Origin of the sequence: Sporichthya polymorpha DSM 43042 (assembly GCF_000384115.1) — a bacterium.
Taxonomy (GTDB): Bacteria; Actinomycetota; Actinomycetes; order Sporichthyales; family Sporichthyaceae; genus Sporichthya; species Sporichthya polymorpha.
This window is the reverse complement of record NZ_KB913029.1, coordinates 520,917-535,696: the sequence shown is the minus strand read 5'-3', so window position 1 is coordinate 535,696 and position 14,780 is coordinate 520,917. Positions and strand designations below refer to the sequence as shown.

General features: G+C 71.3%; 14 protein-coding genes and 2 pseudogenes. 11 read left to right on the top strand and 5 right to left on the bottom strand.

Features of this window, described 5'->3' with window-relative positions; genetic code table 11:
- Window positions 1-22 precede the first annotated feature (22 nt).
- The 3 genes from SPOPO_RS0102675 to merA are packed head-to-tail and all read right to left on the bottom strand — an operon-like array spanning window position 23 to window position 3,532.
- Entirely contained in the window at window positions 23-1,384 is a 1,362-nt protein-coding gene (locus SPOPO_RS0102675; RefSeq protein WP_019873238.1) for a dihydrolipoyl dehydrogenase family protein, read from the bottom strand.
- Window positions 1,381-2,112, bottom strand: coding sequence for an organomercurial lyase MerB (merB, locus tag SPOPO_RS27350; RefSeq protein WP_019873237.1), 732 nt, complete (start codon window positions 2,110-2,112; stop codon window positions 1,381-1,383). Before merB ends, SPOPO_RS0102675 begins: the two co-directional genes overlap by 4 nt.
- A 31-nt stretch (window positions 2,113-2,143) precedes the next feature.
- Complete coding sequence (gene merA, locus SPOPO_RS0102665) at window positions 2,144-3,532, bottom strand: mercury(II) reductase (protein WP_019873236.1); 1,389 nt, start codon at window positions 3,530-3,532, stop codon at window positions 2,144-2,146.
- A gap of 192 nt (window positions 3,533-3,724) precedes the next feature.
- Here merA and SPOPO_RS0102660 point away from each other — a divergent pair, with 192 nt between their 5' ends.
- The 10 genes and pseudogenes from SPOPO_RS0102660 (at window position 3,725) to SPOPO_RS35470 (ending at window position 12,572) form a co-directional block, all read left to right on the top strand.
- The gene (locus SPOPO_RS0102660; RefSeq protein ID WP_084670855.1) at window positions 3,725-4,150 is read left to right on the top strand and encodes an ArsR/SmtB family transcription factor; all 426 of its coding nucleotides are present in this window, start codon (window positions 3,725-3,727) and stop codon (window positions 4,148-4,150) included.
- A gap of 97 nt (window positions 4,151-4,247) precedes the next feature.
- The gene (locus SPOPO_RS0102655; protein ID WP_019873234.1) at window positions 4,248-4,631 is read left to right on the top strand and encodes a BlaI/MecI/CopY family transcriptional regulator; all 384 of its coding nucleotides are present in this window, start codon (window positions 4,248-4,250) and stop codon (window positions 4,629-4,631) included.
- Window positions 4,628-5,632: a M56 family metallopeptidase gene (locus SPOPO_RS32265; protein WP_019873233.1), complete on the top strand. Its 1,005-nt coding sequence runs from the start codon at window positions 4,628-4,630 to the stop codon at window positions 5,630-5,632. Before SPOPO_RS0102655 ends, SPOPO_RS32265 begins: the two co-directional genes overlap by 4 nt.
- A 525-nt stretch (window positions 5,633-6,157) precedes the next feature.
- On the top strand, window positions 6,158-6,721 hold the full coding sequence (locus SPOPO_RS0102645) for a TlpA family protein disulfide reductase (RefSeq protein WP_245541690.1): 564 nt from the start codon (window positions 6,158-6,160) through the stop codon (window positions 6,719-6,721).
- A complete protein-coding gene (locus SPOPO_RS0102640; RefSeq protein WP_019873231.1) occupies window positions 6,718-7,656 on the top strand; it encodes a cytochrome c biogenesis CcdA family protein in 939 nt (312 codons plus the stop codon). Before SPOPO_RS0102645 ends, SPOPO_RS0102640 begins: the two co-directional genes overlap by 4 nt.
- A 55-nt stretch (window positions 7,657-7,711) precedes the next feature.
- Entirely contained in the window at window positions 7,712-8,095 is a 384-nt protein-coding gene (locus SPOPO_RS0102635) for a hypothetical protein (RefSeq protein WP_156869511.1), read from the top strand.
- A 578-nt stretch (window positions 8,096-8,673) separates the two neighbouring features.
- Window positions 8,674-8,916: pseudogene (locus SPOPO_RS34120) on the top strand (IS110 family transposase); the annotation flags it as partial.
- Window positions 8,917-9,532: 616 nt separating this feature from the next.
- Entirely contained in the window at window positions 9,533-10,963 is a 1,431-nt protein-coding gene (ltrA, locus tag SPOPO_RS0102625; RefSeq protein ID WP_019873228.1) for a group II intron reverse transcriptase/maturase, read from the top strand.
- A gap of 119 nt (window positions 10,964-11,082) precedes the next feature.
- A pseudogene (locus SPOPO_RS0102620) lies at window positions 11,083-12,117 on the top strand (IS110 family RNA-guided transposase); the annotation flags it as partial.
- A 272-nt stretch (window positions 12,118-12,389) separates the two neighbouring features.
- A complete protein-coding gene (locus tag SPOPO_RS35470; RefSeq protein ID WP_084671632.1) occupies window positions 12,390-12,572 on the top strand; it encodes a DUF1508 domain-containing protein in 183 nt (60 codons plus the stop codon).
- Between the two features lie 83 nt (window positions 12,573-12,655).
- Here the strand turns inward: SPOPO_RS35470 and SPOPO_RS0102615 are convergent, their stop codons facing one another.
- Both SPOPO_RS0102615 and SPOPO_RS0102610 read right to left on the bottom strand, forming a co-directional pair.
- Entirely contained in the window at window positions 12,656-12,883 is a 228-nt protein-coding gene (locus SPOPO_RS0102615) for an excisionase family DNA-binding protein (RefSeq protein WP_019873226.1), read from the bottom strand.
- 46 nt (window positions 12,884-12,929) lie between these two features.
- Window positions 12,930-13,508, bottom strand: a complete 579-nt coding sequence (locus SPOPO_RS0102610) for a hypothetical protein (protein ID WP_019873225.1) — start codon at window positions 13,506-13,508, stop codon at window positions 12,930-12,932.
- Window positions 13,509-13,849: 341 nt separating this feature from the next.
- Here SPOPO_RS0102610 and SPOPO_RS0102605 point away from each other — a divergent pair, with 341 nt between their 5' ends.
- Complete coding sequence (locus SPOPO_RS0102605; protein WP_019873224.1) at window positions 13,850-14,761, top strand: hypothetical protein; 912 nt, start codon at window positions 13,850-13,852, stop codon at window positions 14,759-14,761.
- The last annotated feature ends 19 nt before the right edge of the window (window positions 14,762-14,780 follow it).

The window sequence follows — 14,780 nt, the reverse complement described above, 5'->3', positions numbered from 1 at the left end:
CCACCCATACTCGGCGTCGTCTTCAGCGGTATGCGGGCAGATCGAGTTGTTCCAGGGCTGCGTGGAAGCCTTCGCTGTAGGTGGGGAATTGGGCGACCTGGTCGAGGAGGACGTCGATCGGGATTCGGGTGCGGATCGCCAGGGCGGCCTGGTGGATCCACTCCCCGGCCATGGGGGCCACGGCCCAGGCGCCCAGCAGTACGCCCTTGTCGTGGTCTGCGAGCAGCCCCAGGTGGCCCTGAGGATCCTGTTCGTAGGTCCACGGCCGTGCGATCGCGTCGGCCAGGTTGAGCTCGACGCTCGCGGTTCGCAGGCCCTGCTGGTCGGCCTGGGCGGGGGTCAGCCCGACGGCGGCGACCTCGGGGTCGGTGAACACCACCCGCGGGATGCCCTCATAGGTTGCCGGATGCGGGCGTCCGAGGATGGCGTCGGCGGCGATGCGGGCCTGGTATTTGGCGACGTGGGTGAAGGCCATGATCGCGGTGACGTCCCCGACCGCCCACAGTCCGTCGCCGGCGCGACAGTGTTCGTCGACCGCGATTCCGCCCTTGTCCCCGAGGGTGACGCCGAGCGTGTCCAGACCCAGATCGGTCGTGCGGGGGCGGCGCCCGGCGCCCACCACGACGATGTCGCAGCGCAATTCGGTGCCGTCGTCGAGGGTGATCACGGTCTCGGTGCCCTCGCGGTGGGCGCGGGTGGCGGTGACGCTGGTGCGCACGTCGATGCCTTCGGCGCGCATCCGTGCGCCGAGGATTTCCCCAACCCGTGGGTCCTCCCGCGAGAGCAGCGTCGCCGAACGTTCGACGATGGCGACCTGGGCGCCGAAGCGGTGCAGGAATGTTCCGAGTTCGGTTCCGACGGCGCTGCCGCCGAGCATCACCACGTGGGCGGGGATCTCGGTGACGGTGGTGGCTTCCCGGTTGGTCCACACCGGGACGGTTTCCAGCCCCGCGACCGGAGGGAGGACGGCCGTGGAGCCGGTGGCGATGATGATGTCGGCCGCGTTCAGCACGCGCCCGTCGACCTCGACCGTGCCAGGCCCGGTGATGCGGGCGGCGCCCTTGATGACGGTGGCGCCGGATTTCTCGTAGCCGCTGATCTGGTTGGTGTCGTCGAGGTGGCGGATCATGTAGTCCCGGTAGGTGCGGGTCGCGGGCCAGTCCAGGCGGGCACCGTCTACGCCCGCGGCGCGGGCGACCTCGCCTGCCGCCTCGGGTGGGCGCAGCAGGGTCTTGGACGGGATGCACGCCCAGTAGGCGCACTCGCCGCCGATCAGTTCCGCCTCGATGACCGCGACCCGGCGTCCGGCGCTCAGCAGCCGGGACGCGGCGACCTCCCCGCCCGGGCCCATCCCGATGACGATCACATCGAACTGCTCCGTCATGCGTCTCCTTCGCGAGAATCGAATGAGGCGGGGCCGGGTCGTGGGCCGTGCGGTCCGGCGGCGGACGGGGTGCCCGGCGCCAGGTCCCGGGCCAGGCGCCGGCCCAGCTCGAACGCGTCCGCGACGCCTATCGCGACTCCGCCAGGGTGTTCGGTGAGCCAGCCGGCGGCCAGGGTGGGGGCGGCGAAGAAGTGGACCTGGTTGCAGAACGACGCACGCACCCCGGCCCCGGTGCCGGGGATCAGGACGGACACGACCGCGGTCACCGGATCTAACGACGTGATACCCGCGATGGGGTCCACGCCCACGCGCACCAGCTCACCGCTGCCCGGGGTCGGGGACATGACCTGCGCGGGCCGGTCCAGGACCGTGGGAAAGATCAGGGTATCCAGCGCGCACCAGGTGTACAGGCTGCGCCCGTCGACCTCGAAGCAGTGCGGTGTCGGGTTCTGGGTGAGGCCGCTGCCGACGACGTGGCCGTGGACGTCGTACTCCGTGTCGGGGTTCGCGGCCAGCGCTTCGCGGACCTGTTCGGGGGTCCGGCCGGTGGCCTCGGCTATCCGATCGAGGCTCACCGGCTCGCCCCGGGCGAGGAGTTGGAGCAGTGGGCGCCACAGCCAGGGGCGGGCCCTGCTGGCCCCGCCGCCGTTGAACGCGGCGGCGAGCCGAGTGGCCAGCACACCGGAATCGACGTGGTTGGTCTCGGCGTGGTGGGAGTGGGTGCTCATTTCCCGGTGCTCCTTCCCAGGGCGCGGGTGTTCAGGCGCAACAGGAGGTGGGCATCTCGTTGCGGAACAGCCCGGCGACCAGGCGCAGACTCTCGGCCATGGTCAGATACGGCGCCCAGGTGTCGGCGATCTCATCGACGGTCATCCGCGCCTTGATCGCGTACGTGGCGGCCAGCATGATCTCCCCGGCCGACTCGGCGGCGGCGTGTACGCCCAGCACTGCCCCGGTGTCGGCGTCGGCGACGAGCTTGACGACGCCGCGGGTGTCGTGGTTGGCCAGCGCCCTGGGCACGTCGGCCAGGTCCAGGATTCGGGTGTCGGCGCGGTGCCCGGCGGCCAGCGCCTGGGCCTCGGTGAGTCCGGCCGAGGCGAGCTGTGGGCGGGTGAACACCACCGCGGGCATCCCGGTGTAGTCCACGCTCGCCGGGCGTTCGCCCGCTGCCCCGGTGGCATTCAGCGCGGCCACCCGCCCCGCGGCGGCCGCGACGTAGACGTACTGCGGTGCCCCGGACACGTCCCCGGCGGCGAAGACGGCGGGGTTGGAGGTGCGCTGGTGGGCGTCGACGAGGACGAAGCCGCGGTCATCGGTCTTCACCGCGGCCGCGTCCAGGTTCAACGCGGCAGTGCGCGGCGCCCGGCCGGTCGCCACCAGCAACCGCGCAGCTCGCGCGCGCTGACCGGACCGGGTCACCACCACGACCCGGCCACCCTCGGTCTCGACGGTGGCGGCGCGATCCTCGATCAGGGTGATCCCGTCGTCGGTGAACACCGCACGCAGCGCTTCGGCGAGTTCGGGTTCGGCCGCGGGGGCCAGGCGCCCGATGAGGGTGACCCGGCTGCCCAGGTGCGCGAAGAGCTGGGCCTGTTCCATCCCGACGTAGCCGCCGCCGATCACGATCAGGGATTCGGGCACCTCGCTCAGGTCCATCGCCGTGGTCGAGGTCAGCCAGTCGACCGCGTCCAGGCCGGGTAATTGCGGGTCGGCCGGGGCGGCACCGGTGGCGATCAGGTACGCCCGGGCCGGCAGTACTGCCCCGTCGACGGTGAGGGTGTCGGCGTCGAGGAAGCGGGCCCGGCCGGGGCGCACCTCGAACCCGTAGGCGTCGGCCACGGCGGCGTACTTGGCCTGGCGCAGCGCCCCGACCAGCTCGTCCTTCTGCGCGACGAGGGCGCCCAGATCCACCGGGCCGGCCGAGGTCGGGGCGCCCGGGAACGGGTTGCTCAACGCGCCGTGCCGTGCCCCGGCGGCGGCGAGCAGCGTCTTGGACGGCACGCACCCGACGTTGACGCAGGTGCCGCCCAGGGTGCCCTCCTCGATCAGCACCACCGTCTTCCCGGCCTGGCGGGCGGTAATGGCCGCGGCCATCGCCGCGCCCCCGGACCCGATCACGGCCAGGTCGATGGCTGGGGGCTCGATCACAAGGGACCTCCTGCAGTCCGTGCGGTGGGGCCGAGCACTGCTCCGGTGCCCGGGGCAGGCGGGTGAACGCGGCCGGTGGTCCGGCGTGTGAGGTACCCGCCTGCGAACCGTCCAATCCGCATTCCCGAATGTATGGCGCGTTGTAGTATTCGTCCAGGCGGATGAGTAGGTCGCGGAAGGAACTGGAAAGCCATGGCCGGCAACGTGCGCACCATCACCCCACGAACCGCCGCGCCCGCGCCTCCGCCGCCAGTGGCTGGGGTCTCCCTGCTCGGGGATACCGGCGAGCAGGTCGCGGTGGTGGCGAAGTTCTTCCGCGCGCTGGGGGACCCGACCCGGCTGCGCCTGCTGGAGTTCCTGCTCACCACCGAACACACCGTGAGCGAATGCGTCGCCCGCATCGGGTTGTCCCAAGGGCGGGTCTCGGCGCATCTGGCGTGCCTGTCCGACTGCGGCTACATCGCAGCGCGCCGCGACGGCCGTTTCTGTCACTACCGGGTCGTCGACCCGCGGGTGGCCGACCTGATCGTGGTGGCACGGGCAATGGCCGCGGACAACGCCTCCGCGCTGGCTGCCTGCCTGCACATCCAGCCCTGCGTCCACGGGCCAGGCGCGTGACCTCCCTCTCGATCAATCTCCCGGCCCGATTTCGCGCCGCTGGCTCTACAGTGTTGTAGAGGGCCCTGGTCCATAGCAGCGAGGGAGGCAGACGCGGGTGGTGCGCTTCGATATCGCGGGCCGGCGCCTCGGTGAGCTCGAGGCCGAGGTCCTGCGCCAGCTGTGGGAGGCCGGTACCACGCTCACCGCGCAGGAGGTCGCGGCGCGACTGCCCGGGCCGTCGCGCGCCCCGACCACGGTGTTGACGGTGCTCTCCCGGCTCACCACCAAGGGCCTGGTCGAGCGCTCCAGTGATGGCCAGCGCAACCTCTACCGCGCGGCGGGCGACCACGACCAACTCACCGCGCAGGCGATCGATCGTCTGCTGCTAGCGGCGACCGATCGCCGCGCGGTGCTCGCGCACCTGCTGAGCGAACATGCGGACCCGGCGTTGCTCGAGGAGTTGGCCGCGATCCTGCACCCGGACCCGCCGCCGCCATGAGGACGCCCACCGCCCTGCTGCCGGCGCTGAGCACCCGCGGGGTCCCCGCGCCCCGCCCGCGCAAGCGGCTTGCCCGCCGGGGCGACCCCCGGCTGGTCGCCGGCATCGCGCTGCTGGCGCTGGTCAATCTCGCGCTGCTGCCGATCGTCGTGTTCGCGTGCCTCGGCGGCGGCATCGCCGTTCCCGGGGTGACGGGCTGCTGGCCGGCGCTGGCCTCCGGCGCCGCCCGAGTGGTCGAGGCGGGCCTCGCCGTGGTCCTGCTCGGCGCGCTCACCTGGCACACGGTCACCGCCGTTCGACACGCCCGCGACACCGCTCCGCGGGGCTTGGTCCAGGCCGCCTGCCGGCGGGCCCCCCTGCCCGGCGGCGGATGCGCGTGGGTGCTGCCCGCGGCCGAACCGCTCGCCTACGTCGCCGGGCTGCTCCGGCCCCGGGTGGTCGTCTCCGACGGACTGCTGCAGCTGCTCTCACCCGATGAGCAGCAGGCCGTGCTCGCCCACGAGGCCGCACATCTGCGCCTGGGTCACGCCCGGTTACTCGTGGTGGGCTCCGCGCTGGCCCGGACCTACCGGTGGATGCCCGGGGTGAGCCCGGCGTGGGCTCTGCTCCGCCGCGAGTTGGAGGCCGCCGCCGATGACGCCGCGGCCCGCGCCGTCGGCGCCCGAACGTTGTTGTCCGCGTTGGCCCGGGTCGCGATCGCCCGCGCCCGACCGGCGGTCGCCGGTTTCAACGACCTCGACGCCCCGGCGCTGCGCTACCGCATCCACCGGCTGCAACATCCCGCCCCGCCCGAGGCCCGGCGCAGCGCCGTCCCCGTGTACGGCCTCACCCTCGCCCTGGCGCTGGCCTGGTCAGGTTGCGCGCTCGCCGGCGTGGGTCAGACCGCCGCCAACCTGATCACCTGCGCGCTGGCCGCCGGCTGGCTCGCCGCCCGCCCAGCCGGTGGCCTTCGCGCCCTGCGGCGTCGGTTGCGACACGACGCCACAGCCCCCACGAGCTGAGCAGGGCGACAGGGGCGCCTGAGAGTTCCGCCCGATGACGCCAGCCGCGCGAAGTCGCCTCAGTCGATAACCGATCCGCTTCTACGAATACGTAGTAGTATGTGGGTGTCGGCAGAACACGCGAGCTGGAGGTCCCACCGTGACACCCCGAACGAACGATGCATCCGATAGAGCACACGAGCGGCCCGGCGCCGCAGGTCCCGGCCAGCCGGCCAAGCTCGGGCGCGTCGGGTTCGCGATGGGGGCGCTGATGGTGGTGTGTTGCGCCGGTCCCGCCCTGCTGGCCGCAGGCACGCTCGCCGCGATCGGCGGGGCGGTGCGCGACCCCTGGGCGATCGGCGCGGCAGCGATGCTCGTACTGGTCGCGGTCAGTCTCACCGCCCGGCGGTGGCCACGCAACGACGGGAACCGCAGCGCCGGGGGCTGCTGCCCATCCAGACCTCAGTCAACGGACGGCGCTGACCGCTCGGAAAGCGCAGACCACCGATGACGCGCCCGAAGCGCCATCTCGCGGCCGCGGTCGCGGTGAGCGTCGCGTTGTCGGTGCTGGCCGCCTGCGGTACCGGCGGTACTACCAACGCCGACACCGCCAGCACCGGCAGCGGTGCGGCCCAGACCGAACCCCCGCGCCCCGCGATCACGACCTCCGCGATCACGCCCAGGACCCAGACCGCGGCCGTTACCACAGCGATCACAACCATCGACGGGAAGACGCTGGAGATACCTGCCGGGCGCCCGGTGGCGGTGTTCTTCTTCTCCGTCAACTGCGGTTCATGCGCCGGCGGCGTCAAGTCCCTGGGCGAGGCCGCCCGGTTGGCCGAACAAGCTGGGATCCAGGCCGACTTCCTCGCGGCAGACATGGATCCGAGTGAATCGACGCAGACCATCCTGAAGTTCCTCGACTACACCGACGCCCAAAACGTGCCCGCCGCGATCGACACCGGCGCGGTGCTCACCCGGCGGTTCAAGGTCGCCGCCCTGTCCACCCTGATCGTCATCGATGCCACGGGGACGGTCACCTACCGCGGCACCGACCCTTCCGCCGAGCGGATCATCGCCGCTCTCGACGAGGCAGCCATCCCGGCGTGAACGGCCTGCTCGCCCTCGCCTTCGCCGCCGGGATGATCGCCCCGGTCAACCCATGCGGGTTCGCCCTGCTGCCGGCCTGGATCACCCACACCCTCGTCGATCGGGAGCAGGAACCGCTGCCGGTCCGGTTGCTCTACGCCCTGCGCGCCGGGGCAGCCCTGACCCTCGGCTTCGCCGGGACCCTGGCCGTCGTAGGCCTCGCGATCAGCGCCGGCGCACGGGCACTGATCAGCGCCGCACCCTGGCTCGGCCTGGCCACCGGCATCGCATTGCTGGTGCTCGGCGCCGTCATGCTCACCGGCCGATCCCTGCGCCTGCGGATAAGGCTGCCCTCCGGTTCCAGGGAAGCGGCGGGGCCACCCTCCGCGCGTCGCCTGGCCGCCTTCGGCGTCGGCTACGCCGCCGCGTCGCTGTCCTGCACCCTCGGGGTGCTGCTGGCCGTCATCGGCCAGGCCCAGGCCACCGCCAGCTACGCCGGGCTGCTCGCCGTCTTCGCCGCCTACGCGAGCGGCGCCGCCGCCGTCCTGCTGCTGGTGTCCGTAACCGCCGCCGCCGCGGGCGCCGCGCTCACCGGCAAAATCACCGCCCTGGCCCGGCACGGCACCCGCATCAGCGCCGCCGTTTTGGTCCTGACCGGTGCCTACCTGGCGTGGTACTGGTATCCCGCCGCCACCGGTGGCACTAGCAACGGCCTCGGTCTTGGTGCCTTCTCCATCACTGTCTCCACCTGGCTCCAGGCCCACACGACCACCGTCGCCACCCTGGCCGCCCTAACCGTCCTCGCCGTGACGGCCGTCGCCTTACACCACCGACTGCGCGCCGCGTCCGCGACCACCTCGGCGCCGCCCGGCGCCCCCACAGTGGACCGGCTCGCCACCGACGTTCCCCCGCAGATCTCCCCGGCCGCGGAGTCCCGGGCACGGCGCGATGGGTGAGGGTGCAGTTCGTGACGGAGCCGTCCGCGACAGCGCAACCACCTCGGTGCCCCCGGTGCGGGCCACCCGCGCCGGGATGCTTGCCGGGATCGTCGCCGCGGCGCCCGCCATCGGCCCGGCGGCGTTGAGCAGTCTGCTCGCGGCCTGCGCGGGTTGCGTGGGCGTCGCCCCGGCTGTCGCCGCAGGGACGGCAACGGGCATCGGGGTCTCAACTGGCAGTGCCCTGTACGGGCTCGCTGCCCTGCTCACCGTCTCCGGCGTTCAGGTGCTGCGGGTCAGACGCACCTGCCCCACCGGGCCCGCCCGCCGGCACGCCGTGACCCGACAGCTGCTCACCCTGGCCGTGGTCGCCGCTCTGAGTTTCGCCACGCTGCAGTGGATCGTTGCGCCCCAGCTCACACCGGACCGGACCGCGTCCATCGGGTCGACCCTCCCTTAGCCCGGATCCACCCCTGTTGATTTCGGCGTGAGTGATTCTGCGGAATCGTGAGCTGTCTTGCCAGGGGCGTGTCCGACTGCCCGAGGGCGGAGTGCCACACCCCCACGATGCGTGAGCGTGTCGACGTGCCAGATACGTGCCAGATGGAGGGGTCAAAGGCGGTTTCTCGGGGTGTCCTTCGGTCAAGCCCCGCGAGCCCGGAAACCCTTACACAGCAAGGGTTTCCGGGCTTTCAAGAGCAATTTTCGGGGTCGCCGAAAAGGCCCCTTTTCGGATTTTGAGTCCCCGGCCTCCTCCGCCCGAGGAGAGGTTCCTTCCCAGGCTGCAACCCTTGCGCCTTCCGTGGTCTCAGCCGACGATGCCCCTGGTGGGGCGCCCGTTCCGGGCTGAAAATCGGGCTGGTTGCCCGCCGAGGCCGTTCAACTGTGATCGCTTGAGGTCGTGTCTCAGCCGGGTACTGGGAGCCATGCCATGGGCCCTTCAGTGTTGCTTCGAGCACGCGGATCAGATTCGACTCCCTGGTGGCTCCTGCGGGCAACCGCCGTGCTGTGTTCGTCGGCATCGCGGAGGTGAGCAGATTGCTGGAACAGACGCAAGAGACCGAGGAGATCATCGCGCGGGTCGCCGCGCTGGATATCGGCAAGGCGGAGTTGGTGTGCTGTATCCGGGTTCCCGGGCAACGGCGGGCGGGTCGGAGGATGCAGGAGGTCTCGACCTACTCCACGATGACGCGCTCGCTGCTGGGGATGACCGACCGGCTGCGCGAGCTGGGCGTGGAGCGGGTGGTGATGGAGGCGACCTCGGACTACTGGAAGGCGCCGGTGCGCCACGAGGCGCTGTGGAATCGAGTGGAGGTGAGAGACCGCCACCGCTGGGCAGTCGCAGCTGCCTGGTGAAGCTGAGGGCAGCCGGGACGTGGGAACGCACGCGACGGTGGGAAGCAGCCCTGACAACGCACGGGACGGGTCGGCACTGCCAGACGGCCCGGGTCCGGCAAGCAGTGATGAGAAGGCGTACGAGAGGAACCGCTGTCTGAAGCCCCGTAAGTCCAGTGCCGGCTCCAACCTGGTGGATATGGGCCGGTGTGCAGTGCGTGGCCAGGTCTCGGTGATCCCGGGGCTGGTCAACTCCGAAGCCGGGTCGGCTGGTCCGGCGGGGAGGCCACGCTGAATGCCTGCGGCGTAGGCGTGGCGATGCTGTCGGGGTAAAGGCGGGCGCCTCCCTCATCGATCGATTCCGTGGTGAACGTGGGAACCGCCTTGCGGTTGCCCTCCCCAGGCGGGCAGCCAGCCCGCTCGGGTGGGCAGGTCCGTTGCCGACCGAGGACCGCTGGGCGGGGCGGAGGTCTCGTAGTAGTCCGAGCACGCGAAAGGCGTGCACATGGCGAAGGGGACCAGCAAGTCGGCAGGGAGGAACTGAAATGCCCGGAGGCCGCCGGTGAATACCGACGATCCGGAGCTGGCGCTGATCCGCGCCGAGCGACGGGTACGGGAGATTCAGACCAAGCTGCACCGTTGGGCTCGCGATGATCCTCATCGCCGGTTCGACGATCTGTTCAACCTCGTCACCGACCCGGCGTTCCTTCTGGTCGCCTGGGCTCGGGTACGGGGCAATCGGGGCGCCCGCACGGCTGGCGTGGACGGCGAAACTGCCTACTACGTGGAGACCGTGCGTGGGGTCGAGGTCGTCCTCGATGAGCTGCGCGCGCAGTTGAAGGCGCGCAGCTTCTGCCCGCTCCCGGTGCGGGAACGGATGATCCCCAAGGCCGACGGCAAGTGGCGTCGCCTGGGGATAGCCGCCGTCCGGGACCGGGTGGTCCAGGCGTCCCTGAAGTTGGTGTTGGAGCCGATCTTCGAGGCGGATTTCCTCCCGTGCTCCTACGGGTTCCGCCCGAGGCGCCGGGCTCATGACGCGGTGGCCGAGGTCCGCCTGCTGTCCTCCCGCTCCTATGAGTGGGTGGTCGAGGGCGACATCAAGGCCTGCTTCGATGAAATCTCCCATCCGGCCCTGATGGACCGGGTGCGGGCGCGAGTCGGGGACAAACGCGTCTTGGCCTTGGTGAAGGCGTTCCTCAAGGCCGGGATCCTCGGTGAGGACCGGGTCCTGCGGGAGACCGACACCGGCACCCCACAAGGGTCGATCCTTTCGCCGCTGCTGAGCAACGTGGCCCTCGCGGTCCTGGACGAGTACATCGTCCAGGCTCCGGGCGGGTCCGGAGCCAGCCGTCACCAGCGGTCTAAGCGCCGCGCTCAGGGTCTGCCCAACTACCGCCTGGTGCGGTATGCGGACGACTGGTGCCTGCTCGTGCACGGCACCCGAGCCGACGCCGAGGCCCTGCGTGAGGAGATGGCGGAGGTCTTGACCGGGATGGGTTTGCGCCTGTCTCCGGAGAAGACGCTGATCACCCACATCGATGAGGGGCTGGTGTTCCTCGGGTGGCGCATCCAGCGTCACCGCAAGCGGGGCACCAACCGGTACTACGTCTACACCTATCCCTCGCGCAAAGCCGTGATGGCCGTGACGGGCAAGGTCCGGGCGTTGTGTCGTCAGATCGGCACGAACCAGCCGCTCCAAATCCTGTTGCTGCGGATCAACTCGCTGCTGCGGGGTTGGTGCGCCTACTTCCGGCCTGGGGTGTCCAGTGCCACCTTCGCCTACCTGGGCGCCTATACCTGGGCCCGGGTCTTCGCGTGGTTGCGCCGCAAACACCGCCGGAGCACCGTGAAGGACATCCGCCGCCGCTACTGCGGCGGGCGGTGGTGGCCGACCACGGCTGAACGGATGCTGTTCAATCCGGCCACGGTGCGCACAACGCGCTACCGCTACCGGGGAGCAGCGATCCCGACACCATGGACGGCCGCGGGATGACGAATGCCACGAGACCGAGCGGGGCTTGTGGAGCGCCCGTTGCCCGGAAACGGGCACGGCGGGTGCGGGAGGCGGCCCGGGGAAACCACCGGTGGAAACACCGGCAGGGCGCCCCGGGTCGACCTCACTTCTATCTGCTGGAGGCGCTGGGCTTCGACCCGTGGCTGGTCAACGCCAAGGACGTCAAGCACCTGCCCGGGCGACCGAAGACCGACCGGTTGGACGCGGTGTGGCTGGCCAAGGTCGCTGAGCGGCAGATGATCCGGGCCAGCTTCGTCCCGCCGGCACAGATTCGTCAGTTGCGGGACCTGACTCGCTATCGGATCGACCTGGTCGTCACCCGGACCGCGGAAAAGCAGCGGGTGGAGAAGCTACTCGAAGACGCCCAGATCAAACTCAGCGTCGCGGTCAGCGACATCTTCGGGGTGTCCGGACGGGCGATGCTGGCCGCGCTGATCGCCGGGGAGCGCAATCCGAAGGTCCTCGCCGAGATGGCGCGCGGGCCCATGCGCGGCAAGCTCGCCCTGCTGGAGGAAGCCTTCACCGGGTACTTCACCGCCCATCACGGGTTCCTGCTGGGCAAGATGCTCAGCCGAATCGATGCGATCAGCGCCGATATCGCCGAGGTCGAAACCAGGATCGAGGCCCACGTCGCCCCTTTCGCCACGGCAGTGGCCCGCCTCGATGAGATCCCCGGAGTCGGTGCGATCGCCGCGCAGGTGATCATCGCCGAGGTGGGCCTGGACATGAGTCGCTTCCCCACCCCGGCCCACCTGTCGTCCTGGGCTCGGTTCGCGCCCGGGGTGAAGGAGTCCGCGGGAAAGCAGAAGGGCAAGGGCGCGACCGGGCACGGCAACTGCTACCTGGCGCGCGTTCTGGGCGAGTCCGCCGTGGCGGCCGGGCGCACCGATACCTTCCTCGGCGAGCGATACCGGCGTATCGCCCGCCGCCGCGGAAAGAAGAAGGCCATCGTCGCGGTCGGCCGATCGATCCTCGTCATCGTCTGGCACCTGCTCAACAATCCCGAGGCACGATTCGAAGACCTCGGAGCCAGCTGGTACGACTCCCGCACCAACCCCGAGCTGAAGAAGCGCAACCACATCCGCCAGCTCGAAGCCCTCGGCTACACCGTCACGGTCGAGCCCGCCGCCTGAACACACCACCACAACCCCACCGCGGTCACCGGCCGGGGTTCGCTGCCGCGCGCCACTACAGGTCCGATTTTCGGATCAGTTGTGGTCTCATTCGCCCACGTCCGGACCCGTCCGTCGGCGCCCGCCGACCGCGCAGCCGAGCGTGGCAGACACCACCGGACCTGGGAGAACGCCCGACCCCAGACTTGGAAAGCGGGTGGCTCGGAACATCAACTGCAAGTCTTCGCAGGTCACAAGGCCTTTTACGACCAGAATCGCAGGTCATCGCGCTGATCGCAGATCAGGCTCATAAGTTCTTCGACAAGGCCGGCAAGTACCGCTTCCGGCTGAAGGCCGGTAACGGCGAGATCGTCGCCGTCGGTGAGGCCTACGACTCGCTGGCTGGGGCCAAGGGCGGATGTGAGGCGGTGCAGCGCGCCGCAGATGGTGCGCCCATCGTCGAGACCGACGACTGAACAAGGCCGCCGCGACCCCGGGCATGTCGGCCCGGCGTCGCTGCGGTCGCCGCAAGCGGTGCGGCCTTGGACAGTGCGGGGCGCTACTGGGAGAGCGAGGCGACGTAGTCGTGCAACGCCTCGGGCCGGACGCGGCGCAGGCGTCCGACGCGGACCGTCTCGACGGCGCCGGCGGCGATGAGTTCGTACATGAGGCTGCGCCCGACGCCGATCGCGGCGGCGGCTTCCTCGACGGTGAGCAGCATGCGCTCGACCGGCGGCGCCGTCGGTTCGGCGGGGTGGCGGGGTGCGGGGATGGCGGTGCGAGGCATCTGGCCCTCCTGCGGGTGATGACGGTGGTCGTTGTGGCGGGTTGGTCTAGCGACTGAGGCCGGCACCGCCTCGGGGCGGCGGCGTAGACGGCGGGGACTTGACCGGGCGCGCCTGGAAGGCGTGGCGGTGGTCGGCCCGGGGCGCCTCGGTGTGGCTGAGGCCGCTGATCGCGGACTTGGCGTGCACGAGCGACGTGCCCGCTGCGGCGGTCGCAGCAGCAGCGACCTGGAGCTCCGCGACCGCCTCGATGACCGCGAGCCGGGGGTCGCCCGCGTGGGGGAACCCGGGCGCTGCCCGCAGCTGGCCGCCGACCTCGTGGTGCCCGAGGGCGGTGGCGATCTGGCCACAGATCTGGGGCAGCTTGGCCAGTGCTTCATGGAGGGAGCCGAGGACGCTGTAGATGTCGGGCACCCGTCCGAGTCGCGGGTCGCCGGGCCGAGTCGTGTAGGTCAGGGCCCGGGCCAGGTCGTCCATCTGCCGGGCGATCCGGACGGCACTCAATCGTGGGTCGTGGACGTTGACCGCGTCCGTGGGCTCGGGCGGGGTCGAGGTGGGCTCCCCTCGGGGCTGGGTGGCCGCGGGGGTCTTCGCGTCCGAATCCTGGCGGGCGCTGTCGGTGGTCATCGGTCGGCTCCTTTCGGGTCGGGTGAGCGCGTCGGCCCGGGGGTGGCCGGCATGGCTCGCGGGCTGTCCAGGATCGGAGCCGGCGGTTGTCGAGTTGCTTGACACGCGAGCCGGTGGGCACCGCCGGGCGGTTGCCGGGCCGCGGGCAATCGCGGGTCCCGGGACCGCCCTGATCGCCGTAGGCGACGTGCCGGATCCGGGGCGGGCAAGCGGACGGGCAACCGGCTGTCAAGCATCGCGACAACCGGTTGACCTGCACCGATGTGCTCGCTGTCAAGCATCGTGACAACCGCCCGTCGGGACCGTGCTGGCACCAAACACGCCAGTTAGGGGAGGTCCCGATGTCCACGAACGCGATGACGCTGGAACGCCAGGCACTACTTGATGAGGTGGAGAGCACGCCGCGGCTGCTCGCCGCACTTGACCGGGTCGAGGTCGAGGGGTGGAACGGTCCCACGGGGGATCTGCTGCTTGCCTATGCCCGCCGCGAGATCGTGGCGCCGGCGGTGCGGGCGGCCGGGTTGTGCGGGTCGGCGGCGGAGTCCGCGGAGGCGACCGGGTGGTCGGCGGCGTGGGAGGCGTTGGCGAATCCGACGCTGCGCTCGGCGTCGTCACCGTGGGGTGTGGTGACCACCGCGGTGCGCCGGGCCGTGCTCGGGGACCGGATGGCGGAGCGGTACCGCACGTCGGTGTGGACCGCGTGGCGGATCGAACGCTTCCGCACCGCCGGCGAGCGCGGCGAACAACCTCGCCACGGCGAGTGGCGGACCGTCGTCGACCCGGCCGCACTGGCCCGGCCGATGAGCCTGACCGCCCTGGTCGAGGACGGGTACGACCGGCCGGTCACCGACCACATCCCGTGCGAAGCCGACTCCGACCACGGCACCCTCGCCGAGGTTCTCGTGCGTGGCGGCTGGCCGGCGGCGACCGCCCGCGAGGTAGTGCTGCACGTCGCCGAGCACGCGCAGAACAACCGCCCGGACCGCACGGAGGTGCCGGGTTGGCGCACCCTCGCGATCACGCTCGGCATCCCGCCGTGGCAGGCCCGCCGGGTCACCGTGCTCCTGCTCGGCGCGCCGGGTTGGCCGGGCCTGGCCGAGCGCTGGGCGACCGGCGGCCCGGCCGCGCTGCGGGGACCGGCGATCGAGGCGGCGGTCCGGGCGACCCGCGCGGAGTCGATGCGCACGCCCGCCCGCACCGCCGTCACCTTGCCGCAGCACCGCCCGGACCGGCACGCCGTACTCGCCTCGTAGCGCGCCCGTTTCCAGGCCC

What these genes read in the sequence shown, in the direction of transcription:
- SPOPO_RS0102675 (WP_019873238.1), bottom strand. Translation starts at nt 1,384, where the DNA reads ATGACGGAGCAGTTCGATGTGATCGTCATCGGGATGGGCCCGGGCGGG.
- merB (WP_019873237.1), bottom strand. Translation starts at nt 2,112, where the DNA reads ATGAGCACCCACTCCCACCACGCCGAGACCAACCACGTCGATTCCGGT.
- SPOPO_RS0102660 (WP_084670855.1), top strand. Translation starts at nt 3,725, where the DNA reads ATGGCCGGCAACGTGCGCACCATCACCCCACGAACCGCCGCGCCCGCG.
- SPOPO_RS32265 (WP_019873233.1), top strand. Translation starts at nt 4,628, where the DNA reads ATGAGGACGCCCACCGCCCTGCTGCCGGCGCTGAGCACCCGCGGGGTC.
- SPOPO_RS0102615 (WP_019873226.1), bottom strand. Translation starts at nt 12,883, where the DNA reads ATGCCTCGCACCGCCATCCCCGCACCCCGCCACCCCGCCGAACCGACG.
- SPOPO_RS0102610 (WP_019873225.1), bottom strand. Translation starts at nt 13,508, where the DNA reads ATGACCACCGACAGCGCCCGCCAGGATTCGGACGCGAAGACCCCCGCG.
- SPOPO_RS0102605 (WP_019873224.1), top strand. Translation starts at nt 13,850, where the DNA reads ATGTCCACGAACGCGATGACGCTGGAACGCCAGGCACTACTTGATGAG.